The 16,052-nt window shown below is 41.5% G+C and carries 18 protein-coding genes; 16 read left to right on the top strand and 2 right to left on the bottom strand.

Translation table 11 applies throughout. From position 1 onward, the window contains the following. Nucleotides 1–108: 108 nt before the first annotated feature. From ACVAMZ_RS08185 to pflA, 10 genes are all read left to right on the top strand, one after another. The gene (locus ACVAMZ_RS08185) at nucleotides 109–1,527 is read left to right on the top strand and encodes an SseB family protein (protein WP_461684573.1); all 1,419 of its coding nucleotides are present in this window, start codon (nucleotides 109–111) and stop codon (nucleotides 1,525–1,527) included. 30 nt (nucleotides 1,528–1,557) lie between these two features. Continuing rightward, entirely contained in the window at nucleotides 1,558–2,430 is an 873-nt protein-coding gene (gene rsmA, locus ACVAMZ_RS08180; RefSeq protein ID WP_006151930.1) for a 16S rRNA (adenine(1518)-N(6)/adenine(1519)-N(6))-dimethyltransferase RsmA, read from the top strand. Between the two features lies 1 nt (nucleotide 2,431). Next, nucleotides 2,432–3,310 carry a ribosome small subunit-dependent GTPase A gene (gene rsgA, locus ACVAMZ_RS08175; RefSeq protein WP_006151675.1) on the top strand — a complete coding sequence of 293 codons (879 nt, stop codon included), beginning with the start codon at nucleotides 2,432–2,434 and terminating at the stop codon, nucleotides 3,308–3,310. 10 nt (nucleotides 3,311–3,320) lie between these two features. Next, a complete protein-coding gene (rpe, locus tag ACVAMZ_RS08170; protein WP_461684572.1) occupies nucleotides 3,321–3,977 on the top strand; it encodes a ribulose-phosphate 3-epimerase in 657 nt (218 codons plus the stop codon). After that, nucleotides 3,940–4,602, top strand: coding sequence for a thiamine diphosphokinase (locus tag ACVAMZ_RS08165; protein ID WP_461684571.1), 663 nt, complete (start codon nucleotides 3,940–3,942; stop codon nucleotides 4,600–4,602). The genes rpe and ACVAMZ_RS08165 overlap by 38 nt, the downstream gene beginning before the upstream one ends. A gap of 1 nt (nucleotide 4,603) precedes the next feature. Further along, the gene (locus ACVAMZ_RS08160) at nucleotides 4,604–5,860 is read left to right on the top strand and encodes a DNA recombination protein RmuC (protein ID WP_461684570.1); all 1,257 of its coding nucleotides are present in this window, start codon (nucleotides 4,604–4,606) and stop codon (nucleotides 5,858–5,860) included. Beyond that, nucleotides 5,850–6,791 carry a 3'-5' exoribonuclease YhaM family protein gene (locus ACVAMZ_RS08155; RefSeq protein ID WP_006152067.1) on the top strand — a complete coding sequence of 314 codons (942 nt, stop codon included), beginning with the start codon at nucleotides 5,850–5,852 and terminating at the stop codon, nucleotides 6,789–6,791. Before ACVAMZ_RS08160 ends, ACVAMZ_RS08155 begins: the two co-directional genes overlap by 11 nt. Before the next feature lie 102 nt (nucleotides 6,792–6,893). Then, nucleotides 6,894–7,718 carry a pur operon repressor gene (gene purR / locus ACVAMZ_RS08150; protein ID WP_006147832.1) on the top strand — a complete coding sequence of 275 codons (825 nt, stop codon included), beginning with the start codon at nucleotides 6,894–6,896 and terminating at the stop codon, nucleotides 7,716–7,718. A gap of 72 nt (nucleotides 7,719–7,790) precedes the next feature. Further along, nucleotides 7,791–9,044 (top strand): diaminopimelate decarboxylase, encoded by a 1,254-nt coding sequence (locus tag ACVAMZ_RS08145; RefSeq protein ID WP_461684569.1) that lies wholly within the window; start codon nucleotides 7,791–7,793, stop codon nucleotides 9,042–9,044. A gap of 132 nt (nucleotides 9,045–9,176) precedes the next feature. Then, on the top strand, nucleotides 9,177–9,971 hold the full coding sequence (pflA, locus tag ACVAMZ_RS08140; protein ID WP_004251620.1) for a pyruvate formate-lyase-activating protein: 795 nt from the start codon (nucleotides 9,177–9,179) through the stop codon (nucleotides 9,969–9,971). Nucleotides 9,972–10,045: 74 nt separating this feature from the next. On the opposite strand, the gene yidC is transcribed toward pflA, so the two are convergent. Further along, nucleotides 10,046–10,972: a membrane protein insertase YidC gene (yidC, locus tag ACVAMZ_RS08135; protein ID WP_461684568.1), complete on the bottom strand. Its 927-nt coding sequence runs from the start codon at nucleotides 10,970–10,972 to the stop codon at nucleotides 10,046–10,048. A 76-nt stretch (nucleotides 10,973–11,048) separates the two neighbouring features. Then, a complete protein-coding gene (locus ACVAMZ_RS08130) occupies nucleotides 11,049–11,327 on the bottom strand; it encodes an acylphosphatase (RefSeq protein ID WP_461684567.1) in 279 nt (92 codons plus the stop codon). Between the two features lie 33 nt (nucleotides 11,328–11,360). Here ACVAMZ_RS08130 and ACVAMZ_RS08125 point away from each other — a divergent pair, with 33 nt between their 5' ends. The 6 genes from ACVAMZ_RS08125 (at nucleotide 11,361) to ACVAMZ_RS08100 (ending at nucleotide 16,026) form a co-directional block, all read left to right on the top strand. After that, a complete protein-coding gene (locus ACVAMZ_RS08125) occupies nucleotides 11,361–12,101 on the top strand; it encodes a TrmH family RNA methyltransferase (RefSeq protein WP_036752228.1) in 741 nt (246 codons plus the stop codon). A gap of 54 nt (nucleotides 12,102–12,155) precedes the next feature. Beyond that, nucleotides 12,156–12,839 (top strand): Bax inhibitor-1/YccA family protein, encoded by a 684-nt coding sequence (locus tag ACVAMZ_RS08120; protein ID WP_036752231.1) that lies wholly within the window; start codon nucleotides 12,156–12,158, stop codon nucleotides 12,837–12,839. A gap of 96 nt (nucleotides 12,840–12,935) precedes the next feature. Further along, entirely contained in the window at nucleotides 12,936–13,928 is a 993-nt protein-coding gene (asnA, locus tag ACVAMZ_RS08115) for an aspartate--ammonia ligase (RefSeq protein ID WP_254724577.1), read from the top strand. Between the two features lie 59 nt (nucleotides 13,929–13,987). After that, nucleotides 13,988–14,527 carry a 16S rRNA (guanine(966)-N(2))-methyltransferase RsmD gene (rsmD, locus tag ACVAMZ_RS08110; protein WP_414265218.1) on the top strand — a complete coding sequence of 180 codons (540 nt, stop codon included), beginning with the start codon at nucleotides 13,988–13,990 and terminating at the stop codon, nucleotides 14,525–14,527. After that, on the top strand, nucleotides 14,517–15,005 hold the full coding sequence (gene coaD / locus ACVAMZ_RS08105) for a pantetheine-phosphate adenylyltransferase (RefSeq protein WP_414265217.1): 489 nt from the start codon (nucleotides 14,517–14,519) through the stop codon (nucleotides 15,003–15,005). The genes rsmD and coaD overlap by 11 nt, the downstream gene beginning before the upstream one ends. Then, nucleotides 14,989–16,026, top strand: a complete 1,038-nt coding sequence (locus ACVAMZ_RS08100) for a SepM family pheromone-processing serine protease (RefSeq protein ID WP_461684566.1) — start codon at nucleotides 14,989–14,991, stop codon at nucleotides 16,024–16,026. The genes coaD and ACVAMZ_RS08100 overlap by 17 nt, the downstream gene beginning before the upstream one ends. The last annotated feature ends 26 nt before the right edge of the window (nucleotides 16,027–16,052 follow it).

The raw sequence follows: 16,052 nt of genomic DNA, 5'->3' as shown, positions 1-16,052 counted from the left end.
ATATGATACAATAGAAGTAATCATATACGGTTTAATCAGGCTTGGTAGCAAGCATTAGAAAAGTGACTCCATAGAAATTGTGCTAAGTGGAGATGATGAGGAAAAGTTATGGGAATCTTTGATTTTTTAAAAAAGATAGAAGCAACAAAAACAACTGAATCCAATAAGGAAGCAGAAGGGGCGAAAGGCAATGCTTGCGTGGGTGTTCTAGATTTGTTCCCGATGAAGGAAACGAATCAATTATTGATTGTTGGGAGTTTAGAAGGTAGTCTCAAGGTTGGGGATCAGTTGCAGTTTTGCAATCCCGACCAAGGAATGGAGGCTCTTGGTACTGTAGAAGTCAAAAAACTCAGCAGTCAAAACAAAGATACAGATAGTCTAACTGATGAAGTTCTTGCCCATCTAGTGGTTGATAGGATTCCTTCTTTGGATAAACTGAAAAAAGGAAGTGTGCTCTTTAGTTCAGGTATTGAGGAAGAGCAAAAATTATCTAGCTATTCAGATGCTCTTTATCGTGCTTTTGTAGCCATCCAAGAGGGCCAGTTAACAAATGAAGACTATTTGGCAGCTACCCTTGATGACAGCGTAGAGATTTTACATCTCTTTTTATGGAAATGCCGTCAAAATCAGGAAACTGAAAGTGAAGAAAGCTATCAATCCAACACTCGCAAGTTGGAACGTCTAGCGGAAATCGTCAAGGACAAGTTATTAGCAGCAGATTCAATTTATGCTGTTTATTCGGAAAAAACAGGAGAACCCTATCTTTTCTCAACGACCTATGACAGAGGAGAAGAAGGGTATCTCTGCACTGATCCCATGATCATGCTTTTGACACCATCTTGGTATCGCCAATTCAAGGAAACCATTGACAGCCGACCAAATTCAGTCGTAAAACTAATTGAAAATACAGAAGATAAAAAAGGGATTGAAAATTTCCTAGGGACAGCCTTTTATTTAAACGGTGCTTTAGGTGCTTTCTTTAATAGTAAGGAAGTAAGTATCAGTGCTTCAGCCTTAGTCCAAAAACCAGATTTTTCTGATTTACCAGAAATACAAGTGCCTGTCATGAATCCCGATCTGGTAAGGTGGATGCTCTTGATGGGGCAGATGGACCAACCGACTACAGAAGAGCAAGAACTAGTTTATGGACTTTACTACAAGTTCTTCTCTATGGCTATGCCTAAAGCAAAATTCTTGCTTCCATTAGATGCAGCATCAGGATTCCCAGAGGGTGGTCAGGAAGCAAATTCCTTTGTTTTGGAAAAAGACGCTAACTTTAATATTCCCGTTAGAGAAGGAAAAGATGGACGAAATTCCGTCCCAGTCTTTACCGATTGGAAACGTCTGAGAATGGTCTTTGATGAAAAGTGGAATGGCATGATTGAAGAAGCTGGAGGCATGATTGAAGGCTTTGATTATGCCATAAACCCAACGGAATACTATGAAGCGGGTGCCTATGTTAGCCTAACAGCTTTTAGAGACATGCAAAAGCTTAGTGAGGAACAAGAAGGAAGAGCTCGAGATTAGAAAGTTCTTTAATATTAGAAAAGAGAATAAATGAGAATTGCAGATTATAGCGTGACCAAGGCAGTGCTGGAGCGTCACGGTTTTACCTTTAAAAAATCCTTCGGGCAAAATTTCTTGACTGATACCAATATCCTTCAAAAAATCGTGGATACGGCTGAGATTGATGATCAGGTCAATGTTATCGAAATCGGGCCAGGGATAGGTGCTTTGACGGAATTTTTGGCTGAGCGTGCGGCTGAAGTTATGGCCTTTGAGATTGATAACCGCTTGGTACCAATTCTAGCAGATACCCTGCGTGATTTTGACAATGTGACCGTAGTCAACGAGGACATTCTAAAAGTCGATCTACCGCAACATATCCAGAATTTTAAAAACCCTGACCTGCCTATTAAGGTAGTAGCCAACTTGCCTTACTATATCACGACGCCTATTCTCATGCACTTGATCGAGAGTGGCATTTCTTTTAGTGAGTTTGTGGTCATGATGCAAAAAGAAGTGGCAGATCGTATCTCTGCTAAGCCAAATACTAAGGCTTACGGTAGCTTGTCAATTGCAGTTCAGTATTATATGACGGCCAAGGTTGCCTTTATCGTGCCTCGTACAGTATTTGTGCCAGCGCCCAACGTGGACTCAGCTATCCTGAAAATGGTGCGCCGTCCAGAACCAGCTGTAGCAGTTGAAGACGAGAACTTCTTCTTTAAAGTCTCCAAGGCTAGTTTTACTCATCGTCGCAAGACCTTGTGGAACAACTTGACAGGTTACTTTGGGAAGTCTGAAGAAGTCAAGGATAAATTGACCAAGGCTTTGGACCAAGCAGGCTTGTCACCATCTGTACGTGGTGAAGCTCTCAGCTTGGCAGAATTTGCCAGTTTAGCAGATGCGCTTAAAGGACAAGGACTCTAAGATGCAGGGACAAATCATTAAAGCTTTGGCGGGTTTCTACTATGTGGAGAGTGATGGCCAGGTTTATCAAACACGCGCGCGTGGAAATTTTCGTAAAAAAGGCCACACACCCTATGTTGGGGATTGGGTAGATTTTTCTGCGGAGGAAAATTCCGAAGGTTATATCCTCAAAATTCACGAACGAAAAAATAGTCTGGTTCGTCCACCCATTGTCAATATTGACCAAGCCGTTGTCATTATGTCCGTTAAAGAACCTGACTTTAATAGCAATTTGCTGGATCGCTTCTTGGTTCTTTTAGAGCATAAGGGCATTCATCCTATCGTCTATATTTCCAAGATGGACTTACTGGAAGATGGGGGAGAACTGGATTTTTACAAGCAGACCTATGGTGCTATTGGTTACGACTTTGTGACTAGTAAAGAGGAGCTACTACCCTTGTTGACAGAAAAAGTGACAGTCTTTATGGGGCAGACAGGTGTCGGGAAGTCAACCCTCCTTAATAAAATTGCTCCTGACCTCAATCTAGAGACGGGAGAAATCTCTGATAGTCTAGGACGCGGTCGTCATACCACTCGAGCTGTTAGTTTTTACAACCTCAATGGAGGCAAAATCGCAGATACACCAGGATTTTCATCTCTGGATTATGAAGTGTCAACAGCAGAGGACCTTAATCAGGCCTTTCCAGAGATTGCTAGAGTCAGTCGCGACTGTAAGTTCCGCACTTGTACGCATACCCATGAGCCATCTTGTGCAGTGAAACCAGCAGTAGAAGAGGGCATCATTGCAAACTTCCGTTTCGACAACTATCTGCAATTCCTCAGTGAGATTGAAAATCGCAGAGAAACCTATAAAAAAGTCAGCAAAAAAATTCCAAAATAAGGAGAAACCTATGTCTCAATACAAGATTGCTCCGTCAATTCTGGCAGCAGATTATGCCAACTTTGAACGTGAAATTAAACGCCTTGAAGCAACTGGGGCAGAATACGCCCATATCGATATCATGGATGGTCACTTTGTACCTCAGATCAGCTTTGGTGCAGGTGTAGTCGAAAGTCTTCGACCTCATAGTAAGATGGTCTTTGACTGCCACTTGATGGTCTCTAACCCAGAACATCATTTAGAGGATTTTGCGCGTGCAGGAGCTGACATCATTAGCATCCATGTTGAAGCGACACCTCATATTCATGGTGCTCTTCAAAAGATTCGTTCTCTAGGTGTCAAACCATCGGTTGTTATCAATCCTGGAACGCCTGTTGAAGCTATCAAGCACGTGCTTCACTTAGTTGATCAAGTCTTGGTCATGACGGTTAACCCTGGATTTGGTGGACAAGCCTTTTTGCCAGAAACCATGGATAAGATTCGTGAGTTGGTGGCCCTTCGTGAGGAAAAAGATTTGAACTTTGAGATCGAAGTGGATGGTGGGATTGATGATAAAACCATTGCTCAATCCAAAGAAGCTGGTGCAACAGTTTTTGTAGCAGGATCCTATGTCTTTAAGGGAGATGTCAATGAACGAGTGCAAGCTCTCAGAAAAGAACTGGACTAGAGTTGCAGTTTTTGCTGGTGGAGACCGTGGTCACTATCGAACAGATTTTGATTGCTATGTCGGTGTGGATCGAGGCTCGCTCTGGGTTTTAGAGGAAAAACTTCCTCTTGCTCTAGCAGTCGGAGATTTTGATTCTGTGACTGTAGAAGAAGGTCAGTTGATTCAAGAACGTGCCCAGCACTTTGTCCAAGCTCAGCCAGAGAAGGATGATACCGATTTGGAACTAGCACTGTTAACGATTTTTGAAAAAAATCCTCAGGCTCAGGTGACCATTTTTGGTGCCCTAGGTGGTCGTATTGATCATATGCTGGCCAATGTCTTTCTACCCAGCAATCCCAAATTGGCACCCTATATGCGCCAAATAGAGATTGAGGATGGGCAAAACTTGATTAGCTATTGCCCAGAAGGGACCAGTCAACTAGAGCCACGTTCGGACTACGATTATCTGGCCTTTATGCCGGTTCGGGATAGTCAGTTGACTATTATCGGAGCCAAGTATGAATTGACTGAGGCGAATTTTTTCTTTAAGAAAGTTTACGCTTCTAACGAATATATAGATAGGGAAGTTTCGGTGACTTGCCCAGATGGCTATGTGGTTATACTGCATAGTAAGGACAGGAGATAGGATGGAGATTATATTACTACTGTTACTAATTGCTAACCTAGCCGGCCTCTTTCTTATTTGGCAGAGGCAGGAAAAGCAGGAGAAATACCTGACCAAAAATTTAGAAGACCAGGCAGATAACCTTTCAGACCAGTTAGATTATCGATTTGAACAAGCGCGACAAGCAAGCCAGCTGGACCAAAAAAATCTAGAAGTGGCTGTTAGCGATCGTTTGCAGGAGGTGCGAATCGAATTGCACCAAGGTCTGACTCAGGTTCGACAGGAGATGAATGAAAACCTCCTCCAAACCAGAGATAAGACCGACCAACGACTACAGGCCTTGCAGGAATCAAATGAGCAACGTTTAGAGCAGATGCGCCAAACGGTCGAGGAAAAGTTAGAAAAGACCTTGCAGACACGCTTGCAAGCGTCTTTCGAGACAGTTTCAAAACAACTGGAATCTGTCAATCGCGGCCTTGGAGAAATGCAGACGGTTGCCCGTGATGTCGGCGCTCTTAATAAGGTCTTATCTGGTACAAAAACTCGAGGAATTTTAGGAGAATTACAACTGGGGCAGATTATCGAAGATATCATGACACCTGCTCAGTATGAACGAGAATTTGCAACGGTTGAAAATTCGAGTGAGCGAGTCGAGTACGCCATCAAGTTGCCTGGACAAGGCGACCAAGAATATGTCTATCTACCGATTGATTCTAAGTTTCCACTGGCAGATTATTACCGTCTGGAAGAATCCTATGAAGCAGGTGACAAGGACGAGATTGAGCGCTGTCGTAAGTCTCTCCTAGCAAGCGTCAAGCGTTTTGCTAAGGATATTAAGAGTAAGTACCTGGCGCCACCTCGGACAACCAATTTTGGAGTCTTGTTTGTTCCGACAGAAGGTCTTTACTCAGAAATCGTTAGAAATCCTATTTTCTTTGATGGCTTGAGACGGGAAGAGCAGATTATCGTTGCGGGACCAAGTACCTTGTCAGCCCTTCTTAACTCCCTATCGGTCGGCTTCAAGACTCTGAATATCCAAAAGAGTGCTGACCATATTAGCCAAACTCTAGCCAACGTCAAAACCGAATTTGGCAAGTTTGGTGGCATTCTGGTTAAAGCGCAAAAACACCTCCAACATGCCACTGGTAATATTGATGAATTGTTAAACCGACGTACTTCAGCTATCGAGCGAACTCTCCGACATATTGAATTGTCAGAAGGTGAGCCTATGCTTGATTTGCTCCAGTTCCAAGAAGATGAGGAAGAATATGAAGATTAGTCACATGAAAAAAGATGAACTGTTCGAAGGCTTTTACCTGATCAAATCAGCCGATCTGAGACAGACGCGTGCTGGGAAAAATTACCTAGCTTTCACCTTCCAAGATGATAGCGGGGAAATCGAAGGAAAGCTCTGGGATGCCCAACCTCATAACGTTGAGGCCTTTACTGCAGGAAAAGTTGTCCACATGCAAGGACGTCGTGAAGTTTACAACAACACTCCACAGGTAAATCAAATCACCCTTCGCTTACCTCAGCCTGGCGAACCCAATGACCCAGCAGACTTCAAGGTCAAATCACCAGTGGATGTTAAAGAAATCCGTGAGTACATGGCACAGATGATTTTCAAGATTGAAAATCCCATCTGGCAACGAATCGTTCGGGCCCTCTATACCAAATATGATAAAGAATTTTATTCTTATCCAGCTGCAAAAACCAACCACCATGCCTTTGAAACAGGGCTTGCTTATCATACAGCGACTATGGTTCGTTTAGCAGAGGCAATTGCAGATGTCTACCCACAGCTCAATAAGAGCTTGCTCTATGCGGGAATTATGCTTCATGACCTGGCTAAGGTTATTGAGTTAACAGGTCCGGACCAGACAGAGTATACAGTGAGAGGAAATCTTATCGGCCATATCGCTTTGATTGATAGCGAGATTACCAAAGCAGTTATGGAACTTGGTATCGATGACACTCGAGAAGAAGTGGTGCTTCTGCGCCATGTGATTCTCAGTCACCATGGATTACTCGAGTATGGTAGTCCAGTTCGTCCTCGTGTGATGGAAGCTGAAATTATTCATATGATTGATAATTTGGATGCGAGTATGATGATGATGTCAACAGCTCTGGCTCTTGTTGATGAGGGTGAAATGACCAATAAAGTCTTTGCAATGGACAATCGTTCCTTCTACAAGCCAAAATTAGACTAGAAACTAAAAAAATGAGCTTTATTTAGACAATAAAGTTCGTTTTTTTTGCTTTAGTGTGTTATAATGAGAAAAAGACTAATTAAAAAGAATGGTGAATAACTAATGAAATTAAGAAGAAGTGATCGGATGGTTGTTATTTCCAATTATTTGATTAACAATCCATACAAATTAACCAGTCTCAATACCTTTGCGGAAAAGTATGAATCTGCCAAATCTTCTATTTCAGAAGATATTGTCATTATTAAGCGCGCCTTTGAAGAAATTGAAATCGGCCATATTCAAACGGTGACAGGTGCTGGTGGTGGGGTTATTTTCACACCATCTATCTCTACCCTTGAGTCCAAAACAATCATCCAAGAGCTTCGCGATAAACTTTCAGAGAGTGACCGCATTCTGCCAGGTGGCTACATTTATTTGTCTGATCTCCTTAGTACTCCGGCTATTTTAAAAAATATTGGACGTATTATTGCCAAGAGTTTTATGGACCAAAAGATTGATGCTGTTATGACGGTAGCGACCAAAGGGGTTCCGCTTGCAAATGCAGTAGCAAATGTTCTCAACGTACCTTTTGTCATTGTCCGTCGTGACTTGAAAATCACAGAAGGTTCAACTGTGAGTGTTAACTATGTTTCAGGTTCTAGTGACCGTATTGAAAAAATGTTCCTTTCAAAACGTAGCCTTAAAGCAGGAAGTCGTGTCTTGATTGTTGATGACTTCTTGAAAGGCGGAGGAACGATTAACGGTATGATTAGCCTTTTAACAGAGTTTGACTCTGAGTTAGCTGGTGTAGCTGTCTTTGCTGATAATGCGCAGGAAGATCGTGAACAGCAGTTTGACTACAAATCACTCTTAAAAGTTACCAATATTGATGTGAAGAACCAACAAATTGAAGTTGAAGTTGGGAACATCTTCGAAACAGAAAAATAAGAGAGAATAAGATGCTTAAAGGTTGGAACTTTCGTCCCAGCCTTTCTTTGATAATGAATATGAAGGAGCCCTATGAAGACGCCATTTATTAAACGTGAAGACTTAGAAAAGATTGTTGAAGAGTTTCCAACTCCATTCCATCTCTACGATGAAAAAGGTATTCGCGAGAAAGCACGCGCAGTTAATGAAGCTTTCTCTTGGAATAAAGGCTTTAAAGAATACTTCGCAGTTAAGGCAACTCCAACTCCAGCTATCTTAAAAATCTTACAAGAAGAAGGATGTGGAGTGGATTGTTCTAGTTATGTAGAGCTCTTGATGAGTCATAAGCTTGGATTTACAGGGTCGGAGATGATGTTTTCATCTAACAATACACCAGACCAAGAGTACGCCTATGCCCGCGAATTAGGGGCGACTATCAACTTGGATGCCTTTGAAGATATCGCCCATTTAGAACGTGCAGCAGGCATCCCTGAGATTATCTCTTGCCGTTACAATCCTGGTGGCGTATTTGAATTAGGAACGGATATTATGGATAATCCTGGTGAAGCTAAGTTCGGGATGACTAAGGAACAGCTCTTTGAAGCCTTTGCTCTCTTGAAAGAAAAGGGAGCAAGAACTTTTGGGATTCATTCCTTCCTAGCTTCCAATACTGTTACTCATCTCTATTATCCAGAATTGGCGCGCCAGCTTTTTGAACTGGCTGTAGAAATCAAGGAAAAGTTAGGTATTTCGCTAGACTTCATCAATCTTTCTGGAGGAATCGGGGTCAACTATCGTCCGGACCAGGAGCCAAATGATATTGCTTTAATTGGTGAGGGGGTTCGTCAGGTTTATGAAGAAGTTCTTACGCCAGTAGGTCTTGGTCAAGTTAAGATTTTTACAGAACTAGGACGTTTTATGTTAGCGCCTCATGGAACTCTAGTGACTAAAGTAACCCATAAAAAGAAAACCTACCGAACTTATCTCGGAGTAGATGCATCAGCTGTCAATCTTATGAGACCGGCTATGTATGGAGCTTATCACCACATCACCAATATGATGAATCCTGACGGTCAGACGGAAGTCGTTGATGTTGTTGGCTCTCTTTGTGAAAACAACGACAAGTTTGCAGTTAATCGTGAACTACCTCAAACAGAAATTGGTGATTTGTTAGTCATTCATGATACAGGTGCGCATGGCTTCTCTATGGGCTACCAGTACAATGCCAAACTTCGTTCAGCAGAGGTCCTCTATACAGAGGACGGTAGTGCACGACTAATCCGTAGAGCAGAGCGACCTGAGGACTATTTTGCAACTCTCTATGGATTCGACTTTGACAAGGATTAGAAGAATTTTTGAAAATCATGAAAGTTGAAAGTGAAAAACAGTTTGTTTTCTAAAAAATAGACAAAATCTGTGGTTTTTCTTTTCAGGCATGATATAATAAAGCTATAAAACGGTTTCAAGGAAGGTGACGTGATGTCTGAAGAAACAATTGACTATGGACAAGTGACAGGAATGGTGCATTCGACAGAGAGTTTTGGGGCGGTAGATGGCCCTGGGATTCGTTTTATTGTCTTTTTGCAGGGCTGTCAGATGCGTTGCCAATATTGCCATAACCCTGACACGTGGGCGATGGAAACCAATAAATCTCGTGTACGAACAGTAGATGATGTTCTAGAAGAAGCGCTTCGTTATCGTGGTTTCTGGGGAGACAAGGGAGGCATCACAGTCAGTGGAGGAGAAGCTCTCTTGCAGATTGATTTCCTAATTGCTCTCTTTACAAAAGCAAAAGAAAAAGGAATCCACTGTACCTTGGATACTTGTGCCCTTCCATTCCGTAATAAGCCACGTTATTTAGAGAAATTCAACAAACTCATGGCCGTGACAGACTTGGTTCTCCTTGATATCAAGGAAATCAACGAAGCACAGCACAAGATTGTAACCAGTCAAACCAATAAAAATATCTTGGCATGTGCTCAGTACTTGTCAGATATTGGGAAACCTGTTTGGATTCGTCACGTTCTTGTGCCTGGATTGACAGACCGTGATGAAGATTTGATTGAGCTTGGTAAGTTCGTAAAAACTCTTAAAAACGTTGATAAGTTTGAAATCCTACCCTACCACACTATGGGAGAATTCAAATGGCGCGAGCTTGGCATTCCGTATTCTCTTGAAGGGGTTAAACCTCCAACGGCAGATCGTGTGAAGAATGCTAAGGAATTGATGGATACAGAAAGTTATCAAGATTACATGAAACGTGTACATGGATAAAAAGAAGCCTGATGGGAACATCGGGCTTTTCTGATATAAAAAAAGCTTAGCTAGAATGCTAAGCCTTTTATTTTTTATCTAGAATGTTGTTTTCCAGAATTGCGTTTTTTATTTTTCTTCTTAGTAGAAGTTGAGATAACTGCTGCTGATTCAGGAGTTACATCTTTACGAGCACCTGAAGTTTTGCTTGCTTTTGGTGGGTTCTTGGCATATTCTTCACGTACTTTTTTACGAAGTTTTGGACGAATGATGTAGTTGACGATGAATTGTTGAAGGATCATCATGAAACCACCGACAACCCAGTAAAGCGTAACGCTGGCTGGTGAAAAGATTGAGAACATGACAATCATCATTGGACTCATGTAAATCATCTTCTTGAGTTGTTCTCTTTGAGTCTCATCTTCAACTCCGTGTAGTGAAAGGAGCGATTGGACGTAGTAGAGAACACCTGCACAGGCGATAAGAATCCAACTTGGAGAACCAAGTGCGATTCCTAAGAAGCTAGCTTCAGCAACACCTTCTGTATTTTGAGCAGCAAAGTAGATCGCTGAGAAGAAAGGCATTTGGATGAGGAGAGGGAAACATCCTACTCCGCCAAACATGCTGATACCGTGCTCTTTTTGAGCAGCAAAGAGAGCTTGTTGGGCTTCCAGTTTTTCTTCTTGAGTAGTTGCTTCTTTGAGACGAGTTTGATGTGGCTCAAGAACATGCTTGAGGGCGTTCATCTTTTCAGAGTGAAGCGTTGCCTTCCAAGATTGATAGATACCCAGTGGCAAAATAATCAAGCGGACGATGATGGTTACGATAATAATAGCGACCCCAAAGCCTAGCCCTTTATCAGTAGCAAAGTACTTGATGGCTTCAGCCATAGGTGCTCCGATTGTATTCCAAATAAATCCTGTTGGTTGTCCAGTTGCTTTATCAACCTGGACACAGCCTGTTAAGACTAATAGCATAGCCACTCCCATGATAGAGAGGGCGATTCGTTTAATTGATTTCACTGTTTTAATTCCTTCTTAAAAATGATACCTTTCTATTCTACTGTTTTTTTTGAAAATATACAATAGTTCTAGAGACCTAATTTGCTACTTTGAAATCTGAATAGGATGGGAAGTTGCTCAATTGAACATCTAGATAAGTTACTTTTGAGAAGGGAGTAGGTCCTTTTCGGATTTCTTGGATGAACTTAGCCATGATAGCTGAAGACTCTGCTTGGGCAAGAATTTCAACGGTTCCGTCATCGTTGTTCCGGACACGACCAGTGATTCCACCTATTTCGAGGGCAAGGGTATAGACGCCCCAGCGGAAACCAACGCCTTGAACGCGACCCTGTGCGATCATTTTGACCTTTTGCATACCAAACCTCCTTGATTGTGTTATAATACTCCTATGACTATTATAACCTCTAAAGCCAATTCTGTGGTAAAAAATGCCAAGAAATTGCATCAAAAAAAATATCGAAAATCTTCTTATTTAATTGAAGGATGGCATTTGTTTGAAGAGGCTGTTCAGGCTGGTGCAAAGATTGAGAAAATATTTGCCCTTTCAGAGTATGGTGAAAAATTAACGGACTACCCTCAGACTGTCTTTGTGGCCGAAGAAATCTTGCTTGATTTAGCAGATTCACAAACTCCTCAGGGCATTGTAGCCATTGTTCAAAAGGAAGAAGAGCAGTTGCCGGATTTGAGCCAAGGGAAATATCTTTTCTTGGAAGACGTGCAGGATCCTGGAAATGTTGGCACAATGATCCGAACGGCAGATGCGGCAGGTTTTTCGGGAGTCGTTGTTTCAAGCAAGTCAGCAGATATTTATAGCTTGAAGACTCTTCGATCCATGCAGGGCAGTCATTTTCATTTACCGATTTATCGGATGCCTATTGAAACTTTTGTTGAAGAGGCTAAAAAGGGCAATTTACCAATTCTGGCAACTACTTTGTCCCAAAACTCTAAAGATTATCGTGAGCTTGCTCAGCTAGCAGATTTCGTCTTGGTTATGGGAAATGAAGGTCAAGGCATTAGTCCATTCATGACAAATCAGGCAGATCAACTGGTTCATATTACCATGAAAGGGCAAGCGGAAAGTCTCAACGTTGCCATTGCTGCAGGAATACTCATGTTTTATTTGAGTTAAATTGTTTTATTTTTGTTATAATAAGTAAAAAGATTTCATAAGGAGAAAAAAGATATGAATCAAACAATTATTCAAGAACGTTCTGGTCTGAATCAATTTTATGCAAAAGTCTATGCTTTTGTCGGGATTGGGATTGCCTTATCTGCAATTGTTTCAGCCTTGATGTTAACAACCTTCCAAGATCTTCTTGTTCAGTTAATGATTAACGCCCGTATATGGCTAATCGTAACAGGAATTGTAGAAGTAGCTCTAGTGATTTTTGCGAGTGGTTTAGCGGTAAAGAATAGTCCAGCAACCTTTCCAATATTTCTGCTCTACTCAGCGGTTAATGGTTTTTCACTAAGCTTCATTGTTTCGCTCTATCTTCCTGGGACAGTTTTGACAGCCTTTATCTCCAGTGCAGCCCTCTTCTTTGTGATGGCTATCGTAGGAGTAGTCATTAAAAAGGATTTGAGTGGAATCGGTCGTGCTTTGATTGCAGCCTTATTTGGTCTGATACTGGCCATGGTTGTTAATATCTTCTTAAATAGTGGCCTAATGGACTACATTATTAGTATTGTTATGGTGCTTGTTTTTGCAGGTTTGATTGCTTGGGATAATCAAAAAATTCGTTATGTTTACGAAGAGTCAGATGGACAGGTAGCTACAGGCTGGGCAATTTCTTTAGCACTTAGCCTCTACCTCGACTTTATCAACCTCTTCCTTAGCTTCCTACGTATCTTTGGAAGAGACGATTAATACTTTCAGAGCTCAAATGAGCTCTTTTTTAAATTTTTACTTTTATTTTTACTGGTAAAAGGGTATAATCATCTTATTATTCAAAAGGAGAGATGTATGAAGAAAAGTTTTATCCATCAACAGGAAGAAATTTCCTTTGTAAAAAATACCTTTACCCAATATTTAAAAGATAAGTTAGAAGTAGTAGAAGTGCAAGGACCAATCTTGAGTAAGGTTGGTGATGGAATGCAGGACAACCTTTCAGGTATTGAAAATCCAGTTTCAGTTAAGGTTTTGCAGATTCCTAATGAAACCTATGAAGTGGTGCATTCGCTTGCTAAGTGGAAACGCCATACTTTGGCACGTTTTGGTTTTGGTGAGGGAGAAGGCCTCTTTGTTCACATGAAGGCTCTTCGTCCAGACGAAGATTCACTAGATGCGACTCACTCGGTTTATGTGGACCAGTGGGACTGGGAAAAGGTTATTCCTAATGGGCACCGTAATCTAGCCTACCTCAAGGAAACCGTTGAAAAGATTTATAAGGCCATTCGTTTAACAGAGTTAGCAGTCGAAGCCCGCTATGATATTGAGTCAATTTTGCCCAAGCAAATTACCTTTATCCATACTGAAGAATTGGTAGAACGCTACCCGGACTTAACTCCAAAAGAACGTGAAAATGCTATCTGTAAGGAATTCGGTGCGGTCTTCCTAATTGGTATCGGTGGTGTATTGTCAGATGGAAAACCTCATGACGGACGTGCACCGGACTATGATGACTGGACAACAGAATCTGAAAATGGCTACAAGGGCCTAAATGGAGATATCCTTGTTTGGAATGATAATTTGGGTGCAGCCTTTGAATTGTCTTCAATGGGGATTCGAGTCGATGAAGACACTCTTCGTCGTCAGGTAGCTATTACCGGAGATGAAGACCGCTTATCTCTTGAATGGCATAAGGCTCTCTTAAACGGACTCTTCCCTTTGACAATCGGTGGAGGAATTGGACAGTCTCGTATGGCCATGTTCTTACTTCGTAAGAAGCACATCGGTGAAGTTCAAACCAGTGTTTGGCCACAAGAAGTCAGAGATACTTACGAGAATATTCTTTAATCAATCGAACCGAGAGGTTCGATTTTCTTATTTCATCAGAATTTGGTATAATATACCTTATGAAAATCGTATCAGGAATCTACGGAGGACGTCCTTTAAAGACCTTGGACGGGAAAACAACGAGGCCGACATCGGACAAGGTCCGCGGAGCTATTTTCAATATGATTGGCCCTTACTTTGAAGGAGGACGTGTGCTAGATCTCTATGCTGGTAGTGGGGGCTTATCCATTGAAGCAGTTTCAAGAGGGATGTCGAGCGCTGTCCTAGTTGAGAAGGATCGTCGAGCACAGAATATTGTGGCAGAAAACATTCTGATGACCAAGGAAACCTCTAAATTTCAATTATTGAAAATGGAATCCAGTCGTGCATTAGAGCAAGTGGATGGTGTCTTTGATCTCATCTTTTTGGACCCTCCCTATGCCAAGGAGCAAATCGTATCCGACATTGAAAAAATGGCTGAGAGAAATCTTTTCTCAGAAGATGTCATGGTGGTCTGCGAGACCGATAAATCAGTAGAGCTTCCAGAAGAAATCGCCTGTTTAGGCATCTGGAAGGAAAAAATATATGGGATTAGTAAGGTGACGGTTTATGTCAGATAAAATCGGGCTATTCACAGGTTCGTTTGATCCAATGACAAATGGGCATATGGATCTCATTGAGCGTGCAAGTAAGCTCTTTGATAAATTGTATGTGGGGATTTTTTATAATCCACACAAAAATGGATTTTTACCGATAGAAAGTCGGCTAGAGACGGTTGAAAAAGCGGTGGGACACCTAAAAAATGTCCAGGTCATATCCTCTCATGATGAATTAGTCGTTGATATTGCTAGAAAACTGGGTGTCCATGTTCTTGTTCGTGGTTTGCGTAACGCTACTGATCTTCAGTATGAAGCCAGTTTTGATTTTTACAACCATCAATTAGCAGGAGAGATTGAGACAGTCTATCTCCATAGTCGCCCAGAGCATGTTTATATCAGCTCTTCAGCTGTGAGAGAACTATTGAAGTTTGAACAAGATATTAGCAAGTATGTACCAAATGTAGTCTTGGAGGAGTTAAAGAATGAAGAAAAAAACTAGATGGCCCATATATTTAATCATCGGGCTCATGATCACTTTTATAGCTTTTACGGTACCACTTCCTTATTACATTGAGGTGCCAGGGACTTCAGAAGATATTCGAAAGGTTTTACAAGTTAATAACCAATCTGACCAAGAAGAAGGTTCTTACCAATTTGTGACGGTAGGAGTTAAACACGCCAGAATGGTGGACTTGGTTTATGCTTGGCTAACACCTTTTACAGATATTCGTAGTGCAAAAGAAATGACAGGTGGTTCTTCAGATGCAGAATTTATGCGAATCAACCAGTTTTACATGGAAACTTCGCAGAACATGGCCAAATATCAAGGTCTGAAGGCGGCGGGCAAGGAGATAGAACTCAAATACCTGGGAGTCTATGTTTTGACCGTAACAGATAACTCAACCTTCAAGGGGATCCTTAATATTGCCGACACAGTAACAGCTGTCAATGATAAGACTTTTGAGAGTTCTAAGGAGATGGTCGACTACGTCAATTCTCAAACTCTAGGCGACAAGGTTAAAGTTACTTATCAAGAAGATGGGAAAGTCAAAACCGCTGAAGGAAAAATCATTACTCTGGAAAATGGGAAAAACGGTATTGGAATCGGTTTGATTGACCGCACAGAAGTGTCAAGTGATGTGCCAATCAAGTTTTCAACTGCTGGCATTGGTGGTCCGAGTGCAGGAATGATGTTTAGTTTATCCATCTATACGCAAATTGCAGATCCAACTCTTCGAAATGGACGTATTATTGCTGGTACAGGAAGTATCGACAGAGATGGAAATGTTGGTGATATTGGTGGAATTGACAAAAAAGTTGTTGCTGCTGCAAAAAAAGGAGCTACTGTATTCTTTGCTCCTAACAATCCAGTAACTGAAGAAGCTAAAAAGGCCAATCCTAATGCTAAAAGTAATTATGACACGGCTGTAGAAGCTGCTGAAATGATTAAAACAGACATGAAGATTGTTCCTGTAAAAACACTTCAGGATGCAATTGATTACTTGAAAAACAACCCATAGAATATAGTGCAAGTCCATAGACTAGC

Source organism: Streptococcus sp. KHUD_017, assembly GCF_054861245.1.
The sequence above is the reverse complement of the archived record's forward strand: the minus strand, read 5'-3'. Positions and strand labels throughout refer to the sequence as shown.